General features: G+C 69.7%; 11 protein-coding genes. 9 read left to right on the plus strand and 2 right to left on the minus strand.

The annotated features are described in order from the left end of the window. The 9 genes from ACSAMQ_RS18685 to ACSAMQ_RS18725 form a co-directional block, all read left to right on the plus strand. Nucleotides 1–212 (plus strand): carboxyltransferase domain-containing protein (locus ACSAMQ_RS18685; RefSeq protein ID WP_435397102.1); only part of this gene is annotated, 212 nt, incomplete at its 5' end. Continuing rightward, a complete protein-coding gene (locus tag ACSAMQ_RS18690; RefSeq protein WP_435397103.1) occupies nucleotides 209–1,213 on the plus strand; it encodes a biotin-dependent carboxyltransferase family protein in 1,005 nt (334 codons plus the stop codon). The genes ACSAMQ_RS18685 and ACSAMQ_RS18690, both read left to right, overlap by 4 nt. Nucleotides 1,214–1,423: 210 nt before the next feature. After that, nucleotides 1,424–3,274, plus strand: a complete 1,851-nt coding sequence (locus ACSAMQ_RS18695; protein WP_435397104.1) for a DUF885 domain-containing protein — start codon at nucleotides 1,424–1,426, stop codon at nucleotides 3,272–3,274. A 307-nt stretch (nucleotides 3,275–3,581) separates the two neighbouring features. Further along, the gene (locus tag ACSAMQ_RS18700) at nucleotides 3,582–3,749 is read left to right on the plus strand and encodes a LiaI-LiaF-like domain-containing protein (RefSeq protein WP_169795620.1); all 168 of its coding nucleotides are present in this window, start codon (nucleotides 3,582–3,584) and stop codon (nucleotides 3,747–3,749) included. Between the two features lie 18 nt (nucleotides 3,750–3,767). Next, nucleotides 3,768–4,514 carry a 5-oxoprolinase subunit PxpA gene (locus ACSAMQ_RS18705; protein ID WP_435397105.1) on the plus strand — a complete coding sequence of 249 codons (747 nt, stop codon included), beginning with the start codon at nucleotides 3,768–3,770 and terminating at the stop codon, nucleotides 4,512–4,514. 70 nt (nucleotides 4,515–4,584) lie between these two features. Further along, the gene (locus ACSAMQ_RS18710; protein WP_435397106.1) at nucleotides 4,585–5,280 is read left to right on the plus strand and encodes a DUF969 domain-containing protein; all 696 of its coding nucleotides are present in this window, start codon (nucleotides 4,585–4,587) and stop codon (nucleotides 5,278–5,280) included. Beyond that, nucleotides 5,277–6,230 (plus strand): DUF979 domain-containing protein, encoded by a 954-nt coding sequence (locus ACSAMQ_RS18715; protein ID WP_435397107.1) that lies wholly within the window; start codon nucleotides 5,277–5,279, stop codon nucleotides 6,228–6,230. Before ACSAMQ_RS18710 ends, ACSAMQ_RS18715 begins: the two co-directional genes overlap by 4 nt. Beyond that, entirely contained in the window at nucleotides 6,227–6,925 is a 699-nt protein-coding gene (pcp, locus tag ACSAMQ_RS18720) for a pyroglutamyl-peptidase I (RefSeq protein ID WP_435397108.1), read from the plus strand. Before ACSAMQ_RS18715 ends, pcp begins: the two co-directional genes overlap by 4 nt. A 93-nt stretch (nucleotides 6,926–7,018) precedes the next feature. Continuing rightward, on the plus strand, nucleotides 7,019–7,327 hold the full coding sequence (locus ACSAMQ_RS18725; RefSeq protein WP_435397109.1) for a hypothetical protein: 309 nt from the start codon (nucleotides 7,019–7,021) through the stop codon (nucleotides 7,325–7,327). 174 nt (nucleotides 7,328–7,501) lie between these two features. On the opposite strand, the gene ACSAMQ_RS18730 is transcribed toward ACSAMQ_RS18725, so the two are convergent. Then, on the minus strand, nucleotides 7,502–8,014 hold the full coding sequence (locus tag ACSAMQ_RS18730; RefSeq protein WP_435397110.1) for an RDD family protein: 513 nt from the start codon (nucleotides 8,012–8,014) through the stop codon (nucleotides 7,502–7,504). A gap of 221 nt (nucleotides 8,015–8,235) precedes the next feature. After that, a complete protein-coding gene (dcd, locus tag ACSAMQ_RS18735) occupies nucleotides 8,236–8,805 on the minus strand; it encodes a dCTP deaminase (RefSeq protein ID WP_031372257.1) in 570 nt (189 codons plus the stop codon). Between the last annotated feature and the right edge of the window lie 144 nt (nucleotides 8,806–8,949).

Genomic DNA, 8,949 nt, shown 5'->3' on the forward strand with positions numbered 1-8,949 from the left:
CCGCCGGCAGCGTCGCCATCGGCGGCGCCCAGACCGGCATCTATCCGCGCCGCGGCCCCGGCGGCTGGCGCTTGCTCGGGCGCACGCCGCTGGCCCTGTTCGACGTCGCGCGCGCCGAGCCGAGCCTGCTGCAACCCGGCGACCGGGTGCGCTTCGTCGCCATAGACGCGGCCGAATTCGCCGAGCGGGCGCGCCTGCAGGCGCCGGCATGAGCGCACGCAACGAAAGCCGGCGAAATGAATTTCTCGAGGTCATTGCGCCCGGTCCGCTGACCAGCGTGCAGGACTTGGGCCGCCACGGCTGGCGCCACCTCGGCATCGCCCGCAGCGGCGCGCTCGACCCGGAACTGGCGGCGCTGGCCAATCATCTGGTCGGCAATCGCGACGACGCCGCGGTGCTCGAACTGAGCCTGCACGGGCCCGGCTTGCGTTTGCCGCGGCCCTCGCGCATCGCTTTGCTCGGCGCCGCGGTCGACGCGCGCTTCGAGGGCTTGCCGCTGCCGATGGCGCGGCCGATCGAATTGCCGCCCGGCACGCTCAAGCTCGGCGGCGTGCGCAACGGCGTGCGCGCGTGGCTGGCGATCGCCGGCGGCTTCGAAGTCGAGCCGGTGCTCGGCAGCCGCAGCACCGATCTGCGCGGCGGTTTCGGCGGTCACCTGGGGCGCGCCCTGCAGGCCGGCGACCGTCTGCCGCTCGGCGCTTCGCCAAGCTTGCGCATCGACGCGCTGCGCATCGACGCGCCGCGTATCGCGCCGTGGTGGGTCGACCCCGATTTCGGCGAAGACCCTCAGCTGCCGATCCGCTACCTGCCCAGCGCGGATCCGGCCCAAGCGGGCAGCGCCGCGGCGCTCGCGCGCCAGCCCTGGACCGTCGCCGCCGCCAGCAACCGCCAAGGCCTGCGCCTGGACGGCGCGCCCTTGCCCGCGGTCGGCGGCAGCGGCGTGTCCGAACCGGTCGCGCCCGGCACGATTCAGTTGCCGGCGGACGGCCACCCGATCGTCCTGCTGGCCGATGCGCAGACCGTCGGCGGGTATGCGCGCCTGGGCCATGTGATCGCCGCCGACCTGCCGCGGCTGGCGCAGGCGCCTCCGCACGCGCGGCTGCGCTTCCAGGCCTGCGATGCGCCGGCGGCGATTGCTGCGCTGCGGCATCGTCGCGAACGCGTGGTGCGCCTGCGCCTGGCCGTGGCGTCGCGCTTGCCGCATACGCGCTGACTAAGCGCTGACTAAGCGCTGATTGCGCGCCGACGGCATTGGCGGCCCGCGCCGCTGTGCCGAATTCGGCATCCAGCTAGGGCAAAAGGCACTATCGCTTCCGCCCCGGTTGCCGCGACGATCGACAGCGCATCCGGGCGCACGAACCGGCCAGGATGCGCGCGCCCGCCATCGAACCGCTTCGCCGTCATCGCCTTCTGGAGATTCCGCATGCGTTCCCTGCGTCTGTTGTCGCTGTCCGTCTGTGTCGTCGCCGCGCTCGCCGCCGGCTGCAAATCCGAAACCGCCGCGCCGGCCGCCGGCGCCGATAGCGCGCCCGCCGCCGCCAAGCCGGCCGGCGCCGAATGGGATGCCGCGGTCGACGGCTTCCTCAGCGGTTTCTTCGAGCACTTCCCGACCTGGGGCGCGAACGCGGGCAAGCACGAGTACGACGGCCGCCTGCCGGATTTCTCGGCCGAGGGCCTGCAGCGCAACATCCAGTGGCTGCATCGGCAGCGCGACGCGGTGAACGCCTTCGGCGACGAGCGCCTCGACGCCGCCCAGCGCTATCAGCGCGACTACGTGCGCGCGGTCATCGACGGCCAGTTGTTCTGGCTGGAAGACTCCGGTTTTTCCAGCAAGAACCCGGCCTTCTACGCCGGCGACCTGTCGCCGAGCATGTACCTGACCCGTCCCTACGCGCCCTTGCCGCAGCGCATGGCCGCGTTCGTGACCTATCAGGAAAACCTGCCCAAGGCGGTCGAGCAGATCCGCGCCAACCTCAAGGGGCCGTTGCCGGAAACCTACATCCAGCTCGGCACCTCGGTGTTCGGCGGCCTCGCCCAGTTCTTCAAGAACGACGTGCCGCAGGCCTTCGCCGAAGTGAAGGACGACGCGCTGCAGACCCGCTTCAAGGCCTCCAACGCCAAAGCCGCCGAGGCCATGCAAGGCCTGTCGGACTGGCTCGCCGCGCAGAAGCCGCAGGCCACCCAGGACTACGCGCTCGGCGCGGAGAAATTCTCGCGCATGCTCAAGGCCACCGAAGGCGTGGACCTGCCGCTGGACCAGTTGCGCGCCGCCGGCGAAGCCGACCTGGAGCGCAACCTGGCCGCGTTGAAGAGCGCCTGCGACCAGTACGCCAAGGGCAAGTCGCTCAACGACTGCATCACCCAGGTCAACGACGACAAACCGGTCGGCGGCGCGGTCGAAGGCGCGCGCGCGCAACTGGTCGGCCTGCGCCAATTCCTGGTCGACAAGGACCTGGTGACGATTCCGGGCACCGAACAGGCCAAGGTCGAGGAAGCGCCGCCGTTCAACCGCAACAACTTCGCCTACATCGAGATCCCCGGCCCGTACGAGAAGAACCTGCCGTCGGTGTACTACATCGCCCCGCCCGATCCGAGCTGGCCGAAGGCCGAGCAGGACGCCTACGTGCCGGGCAAGGCCGACCTGTTGTTCACCTCGGCGCACGAAGTGTGGCCGGGCCATTTCCTGCAGTTCCTGCACGCCAACCGGTCGCAGTGGAAGTTCGCCCAGTTGTTCGTCGGCTATGCCTACGCCGAAGGCTGGGCGCACTACACCGAGGAGATGATGTTCGACGCCGGCCTCGACGGCGCGACGCCGGAGGTCCACATCGGCCAGCTCACCAACGCCCTGCTGCGCAACGTGCGCTATCTGTCGGCGATCGGCCTGCACACCGGCGGCATGACCGTCGCCCAGTCCGAGCAGATGTTCAAGGACAAGGCCTTCCAGGACCCCGGCAACGCGCGCCAGCAGGCCGCGCGCGGCACCTACGACCCGGCTTACCTCAACTACACCCTGGGCAAGTTGATGATCATGCAGTTGCGCGAGGACTGGACCGCCACGCGCGGCGGCCGCAGCGCCTGGAAGGGCTTCCACGACCAGTTCCTGAGCTACGGCGGCCCGCCGATCCCGCTGCTGCGCGGCCAGATGCTGGGCACCGCGCCGGAAACCAGGCTGTGGACCGGGCCGAAAACGGCGGGCGCCACCGCGCCTGCTGCGGCGGCGCAGGCGGCAACGCCGCCGGCCGCTGCGCCGGATGCCGCCGCAACGAAGCAGTGACCGGCAGCGCGGGTTTCGGTCAAGAGCGCACCTCGAAGAGTCGATACGCACCCAAGCTCCCTGCCCCCTTTCGAAAGGGGGCAGGCGGACTGCTGCTTCGGTCCACGGCAAAGGCGAATCCCCCGGCGCAGCCGCTCCAGCCGCCCCCGGGTCCACCCAAGCACCAGGCCCTCAACGAAGGGGCGAATCTCGGCTCATGCGTTCGTCTGCAGCCGAAGCCCCCAGGCGCTTGGTCCCCCCGCCCCAACCCGTCTAGACTCCTCGCGTCCGGGGCCCGGCGCCCTGCCCCACACGAGACCGCGCACCCATGAAATCCCATGTCGTCGGCGCCCTGATCCTGATCGTCATCGGCACCTTGTTCCTGCTCAACAATCTGGGCCTCACCAACGTCAGCCTGACCCGCCTGCTGATGACCTGGTGGCCGGCGATCCTGATCGCGGTCGGCCTGGGCCTGCTGTTCAAGCGCGGCAAATAGCCGCGCGGAGCCCGCCTCATGCAGGACCGCATCGATTTCAATTGCGATCTCGGCGAGGGCTGCGGCGACGACGCCGCCATCCTGCCCTACGTCAGTTCGGCCAACATCGCCTGCGGCGGCCATGCCGGCGACGAGGCGACGATGCGCGAAACCCTGCGCCTGTGCCGCGCACACGGCGTCGCCGCCGGCGCTCACCCGGGCTATGACGATCCCGAGCATTTCGGCCGCCGCACCCTGCCGCTGAGCCGCGACGAAATCGGCATGCTGATGCTCAACCAGCTCGCCCGGCTCGCCGCGATCGCCGCCGACGAGGGGGTGCGATTGAGTCACGTCAAACCGCACGGCGCGCTGTACAACCTCGCCGCCGACGATCGCATCGTCGCCGAGGCCATCGTCGGCGCGGTCGCGGCGTTCGATCCGAAGCTGGTGGTCTACGGCCTGTCGCAATCGCAACTCACCGAGGCGGCCGAGACCGCCGGCCTGCGCGTCGCCCACGAGGTGTTCGCCGAGCGCGGTTATGCGCGCAACGGCCGGCTGCTGCCGCGCGGCCAGCCCGGCGCGGTGATCGAATCGCTCGACGACGCCATCGCCCAGGTGCGCGGCCTGGTGCTGCGCGGCGAAGTCGCCACCGCCGACGGCGGCCGTCTCGCGCTGCGCGCCGACACCTTGTGCCTGCACGGCGACCGCCGCGATGCGCCGGCGTTCGCGCGCGCGCTGCGCGCCGCGCTCGAGGCCGACGGCCTGCGGATCCTGCCGATCGCATGAGCGCCTGCGCGCCGCGGCCGAGGCAGCGACCCGCCCATCGACACCCGTTTTCCCTGAGCGAGGGCATGGCATGAACTATTGGCCCCTGATCGGCGTCGCCACGGTCGTGATCGGTTTCGTACTGCGGCTCAACCCAGCGCTGGTGGTGGTCGCCGCCGGTTTCGTCACCGGCCTGGCCGCGCAGCTGTCGCCGCTCGACATTTTCGAAGTGCTCGGCAAGGCGTTCACCGAGAAACGGTTCCTGTTGCTGTTCCTGCTGACCTTGCCGGTGATCGGCCTGCTCGAACGCCACGGCCTCAAGGAACACGCGCAGAACTGGGTCGCGCGCCTGCGCGGCGCGACCATGGCGCGGCTGTTGGTGGCGTATCTGCTGATGCGGCAGTTGTCTTCCGCGGTCGGCCTGACCAGCCTCGGCGGGCACCCGCAGACGGTGCGCCCGCTGCTCGCGCCGATGGCCGAGGGCGCGGCGCAGACCCGCCACGGCGAGCTCGACGACGAGGAACGCCAGCGCATCCGCGCTCTGGCCGCCGGCACCGACAATGTCGGCATGTTCTTCGGCGAGGACATCTTCATCGCCTTCGGCGCGGTGCTGCTGATCCAGAGCTTCTTCGCCGAGCACGGTTTCAAGCTCGATCCTTTGCAGATCGCCTTGTGGGGCATCCCGACCGCGATCTGCGCCTTCGCGATCCATGCCGTGCGGATCTTCCGCTTCGAACGCAGGCTGGCGCAACGGCGCGTCGCGGCGGCGGAGCCGCCTCCGCCATGATCACCCTGACCTTCGTCTACTGGGTGCTCGGCGCCTACTTCGGCCTGCTCGCCTGGCGCGGCCTGCGCGACCGCGCCAATCCGCGCCGCTTCGCCAACGGCGCGTTCTGGGGCCTGATCGCGCTGCTGATGTTCGCCGCCGAGCATCTGCCGAACAAGCTCGTCGGCGCCTGCGTGGTGGTGCTCGCGGTGCTCGCCGGTTTTGGCGGCCTCGGCAAGGGCGACTACGAGGAAACCGGCGCCGAAGAGAAACAAACCCAAGCGCGCCAGCTCGGCAACCGGCTGTTCTGGCCGGCCCTGCTGATCCCGGCGGTGACCCTGATCGGCGCGCTCGGCCTGAAGTACGTGCGCATCGGCGAGCTGCCCTTGCTGCAGACCGCCAACGTCACTCTGATCGCGCTCGCGATCGCCTGCCTGATTGCGCTCGCCGCCGCATGCCGCATGACCGGGCAGACGCCGTGGAGCGGCGTCGAGCAATCGCGGCGGCTGGTCGATTCGATCGGCTGGGCGGCCTTGCTGCCGCTGCTGCTGGCCACGCTCGGCAGCGTGTTCGAGGCCGGCGGCGTCGGCCAGGCCGTGGCCGGCGTGGTGCGCTCGGTGATCCCGGTCGACAATGCGTTCGTCGTGGTCGCCGCCTACGCGCTCGGCATGGCCTTGTTCACCGTCATCATGGGCAATGCCTTCGCCGCGTTCCCGGTCATGACCGCCGGCATCGCCCTGCCCTTGCTGGTCCACCATCACGGCGCCGAACCGGCCTCGCTGGCGGCGATCGGCATGCTCTCGGGCTATTGCGGCACCCTGCTGACGCCGATGGCGGCGAACTACAACCTGGTGCCGGCGGCCCTGCTCGAACTCAAGGACCCGTACGGGGTGATCCGCGCGCAGTGGCCGACCGGCGTGGTGCTGCTGGCCTGCAACGTGGTGCTGATGTACTGGATCGCTTTCCGGTGAACACGCCAGCCGTTACCCCGCAAGCGATCGCTCTGCAGGCGACGATCCTGTTGACCGGCTTCGCGCCGTTCGGCGGCGAGAGCGACAACCCGAGCTGGGAGGCGGTGCGCCGGCTCGACGGCGCGATCGTCGGCGGCGGCGACGGGCGCGAACATCGCGTCGTCGCGCGCTGCCTGCCGGTGGCGTTCGGCCAGTGCCTGAGCGAGTTGAACGAGGCCATCGACCGCCTGCAGCCGGTGCTGGTGCTGTGCGTCGGCCAGGCCGGCGGGCGCTCGCAGCTGTCGCTGGAACGCATCGCGATCAACATCGACGATGCGCGCATCGCCGACAACCGCGGCGCGCAGCCGATCGACGAGCCGGTGGTCGCCGGCGGCCCGGCCGCGTACTTCAGCGACTTGCCGATCAAGGCGATGCTCGCGGCGCTGCGCGCGGCCGGCATCCCGGCCGAGATTTCCCAGACCGCCGGCACCTATGTCTGCAATCACGTGTTCTACGGGCTGATGCACGCCCTGCGCACGCGCGACGGCGTTCGAGGCGGCTTCATCCACATTCCGTATGCTCCAGCACAGGCTGCGCGCCACGCCGGTGCGCCGAGCCTGGCGATCGACACCGTCGTGCACGGCCTGCGGGTGGCGCTGGAAACGGCGTTGAACACGCGGGTCGACCGGCGCATCGCCGGCGGCGCCGAGCACTGATCCGGCGTTCGTCGCGCAGCCGCTCATCGCAAGGCCGCCGCTCCACCCGGGCGGCCGCTCATCGCACACCACAGACCCGACGGAGAATCCCCCATGCAACGCCTGCTGCTCGCCGCCCTGCTCGCTACCGCCGCCCTCGCCGGTTCGATCGCCGCTCCGGCGCAGGCCGGCCTGTTCGACAAGAACCCCGACCAGGTCGCCACCGAGGCCGTCAACAAGAACCTGATCGCGGTGACCCTGTGGGTCGACGCGAGCTGGGGCTTCCGCAACCAGGGCGCGGCCAACGCGCTGAGCCGCGCGCACCAGGCCTTCACCACCCGCGGCTACGACGTGGTCAGTGTCGAGCCGTACATCGAGAACGGCGACCTGCAGGGGTTTTTCGTTACTTACCAGCGGCGTTGAGTTCCACCGCTTTCGTGCAGTGACGCCGGCCATCGGGGCGGCGCGGTCGCGGCTTGCGCCGCTCCTGCTCCGAGAGCTTCCGCGTCGTGCGGGATCGCTGTTTGCGCCAGCCATTAAAAAAGCGCCGATGCTTTCGCACCGGCGCTCTTTGTTCGGGCATCGACGCGGCCGGGATCAGCGCGCGACGACGACCTTGGTGCCGGCGATCTGGTCGTGCAGGCAGCGACGGTCCTCGCGGAAGATCATCAGCACGTCGACCAGCTGGACGATCGCGCCCAGGCACGGAATCAGGCCGATGCCCTGCGAGAACAGGTAGCGCTTGCCGAGCAGCTCGGCCAGGCTCGGCTGCAGGCCGTCCATGTCGACGATCTTGATCTTCATGACCTTCTTGCCCCAGGTCTGGCCGCTGGCGTTGAGCGGATAGGCCTGGACCAGGAAGAACACCACGATGCCGATCAGGCCCCACATGATCTGCAGGCCGTAGCTCTGCTCGCCCGTCTGGGCCGCGGTCATGACTTGTTCGAAATAGCCGCCGACGAACATCGCCGGCACCAGCAACACGATCATGATCACCGTGTCGATGATGGCGGCGACCAACCGGATGCCGCGATCGGCCAGTTCCTCGCCGTCGTGCTCGGGCGGGGTCAGCGAGGATTGCGGGCTTTGATACGGGTTCTGCGGGTCCATTCCTTTGCTCCTTGGTTAGATGGCGCCGGCGGCCCCCTGCCGCGACGCCTGTCGAATTGTGACGGCGAACGATAACAGGACCGCGGCGTCCGTACGCATTCCATTCGAACGATTCGAACGAATTGGCGGGCTTGCCGCGGCGGCCGGCGGCGGCCGCCTGCGGAAACGGCCCGGTACGCATCCGCGCCGGGCCGTCGGGGCCGATGTCGCGAAGGCCGCGCTCAGGTGCGCGGCAGGGTCACGCCGACCTGGCCCTGATACTTGCCGCCGCGGTCCTTGTAGGAGGTCTCGCAGACTTCGTCGGACTGGAAGAACAGCATCTGCGCCACGCCCTCGTTGGCGTAGATGCGCGCCGGCAACGGCGTGGTGTTGCTGAATTCCAGGGTGACGTGGCCTTCCCACTCCGGCTCCAGCGGCGTCACGTTGACGATGATGCCGCAGCGCGCATAGGTGCTCTTGCCCAGGCAGACCACCAGCACGTCGCGCGGAATGCGGAAGTACTCGACCGTACGGGCCAGCGCGAACGAGTTCGGCGGGATGATGCAGACGTCGTTCTCGATATCGACGAAGCTGCCCGGGTCGAAGTGCTTGGGGTCGACGATGGTCGAGTTGATGTTGGTGAAGACCTTGAACTCGCGCGAGCAGCGCACGTCGTAGCCGTAGCTGGAGGTGCCGTAGCTGACGATGCGCTGGCCGTCGGCCGCGTGCTTGACCTGGCCGGGCTCGAACGGCTCGATCATGCCGTGCTGCTCGGACATGCGGCGGATCCAACGGTCGGACTTGATGCTCATTGCGATGTTCCAGTAAGGGCAGCCGGGCCGCCGGTGACGAGGGAGGTGGTGCGGGCCGCGCTCAGCCGAGCAGCGAGGCCGAAATCGACGGCGTCGCCCGCGCGCGCAGCGCGAGCTGCACGGCGAGCCGGCGCGCGGTGGCGC

It is taken from the genome of Lysobacter sp. 1R34A (assembly GCF_051217035.1).
Lineage (GTDB): Bacteria > Pseudomonadota > Gammaproteobacteria > Xanthomonadales > Xanthomonadaceae > Lysobacter.